1 protein-coding gene is annotated in these 1,507 nt (G+C 65.7%); it reads left to right on the top strand.

What is annotated here, in order from left to right:
• Positions 1 to 107: 107 nt before the first annotated feature.
• Positions 108 to 1,507: thiamine pyrophosphate-binding protein (locus IGS61_RS27655; protein WP_230542494.1), on the top strand; the 1,400-nt coding region annotated here is incomplete at its 3' end.

The raw sequence follows: 1,507 nt of genomic DNA, 5'->3' as shown, positions 1-1,507 counted from the left end.
CTGGCCGGAGAACTCGATGATGCGGGCCTGATCGCCGCAGTGCGCGCCAACTTCGAACAGCTGATCAGTTTGTGGCAACGCACGCGCAACCGCCTGGAGCGTGCCGCATGAGCGCCACTGTCCGCTTGACCATGGCGCAGGCTTTAGTCCGCTACCTGTCCGTGCTGCGCACCGAGGATGGACAGCCCTTGTTCGGCGGCGCCTTTGCCATCTTTGGCCACGGCAATGTGGCCGGCCTGGGCGAGGCGCTGTACCAATATCGGGATAGTTTTCCCACCTACCGCGCCCACAATGAACAGGCGATGGCGCACTCGGCCATTGCCTATGCGAAAGCGCACATGCGCCGGCGCATGATGGCGGTGACCAGTTCCATCGGTCCCGGCGCCACGAATCTGCTGACGGCCGCCGCGCTGGCGCACGTCAACCGCCTGCCGGTCTTGCTGTTGCCCGGTGACGTCTTCGTCTCGCGCGCGCCGGACCCCGTCTTGCAGCAACTGGAAGACGCCAGCGACGGCAGCGTCTCGGTCAACGATGCTTTTAAACCCTTATCGCGCTATTTCGACCGCATCGTGTATCCGGAGCAATTGCTGACCGCCTTGCCAAGGGCGATTGCCGCCTTGACGGACGCGGCCGCCTGCGGCCCCGTGACCTTGTCCCTGCCGCAAGACGTGCAGACGATGGCGTATGACTATCCGGCCGACTTTTTCGAACCGCGAGTCGTGCGTTTCCGCGCCGTGCCGCCCGTCGAGCTGGAACTGGAAGAAGCGGCAGCGTTGCTGAAAAACGCGAAACAGCCGCTGATCGTGGCCGGCGGCGGCGTGCTGTACGGCAAGGCCAGCGCCGCCTTGCAGGCGTTTGCCGAGCGGCACGGCATTCCCGTGGCGGAAACCCAGGCCGGTAAAAGCTCCCTGCCGTGGAACCACCCATTGCAGCTGGGCGCCATCGGCGTGACGGGTTCGCCCGCCGCGAATGCGCTGGCGGCGGACGCGGACGTGGTGCTGGCCGTCGGCACACGGCTGCAGGATTTCACGACCGGGTCCAACTCCCTGTTTGCGCAGGCGCAACTGCTCAGCCTGAACGTCAACAGCTTTGATGCGCTGAAACGCCGTGGCCTGGGCCTGCAGGCGGACGCAACCCTCGGGCTGCAAGGTTTGTCCCGTTATCTGGGCAGCTGGAGCAGCGCGGGCCAGTGGCTGGAGCGGGCGCAGCAGGCAGGCAAGGCCTGGCGCGCCACCGTGCTGGCGATCACCGGCAAGCGGGAAGTCGCCGGCTTGCCGTATGACGGCGAAGTCATCGGCGCCGTGCAGCGCTCTTCACTTGACTCCACCACCCGCGACATCGTCGTTTGCGCGGCCGGTACCTTGCCGGCCGAACTGCACAAGCTGTGGCGGACAAGCACGCCGGGCGGCTACCACATGGAGTACGGCTATTCGTGCATGGGCTATGAAATCGCCGGCGGCCTCGGCGTCAAGATGGCCAAACCCGATGCCGAGGTGATCGTCATGGT

It is taken from the genome of Janthinobacterium sp. FW305-129 (assembly GCF_020858115.1).
GTDB lineage: Bacteria > Pseudomonadota > Gammaproteobacteria > Burkholderiales > Burkholderiaceae_D > Janthinobacterium.
Note: the sequence above shows the minus strand (reverse complement) of the source record. Positions and strands in the feature narration are given on the sequence as shown.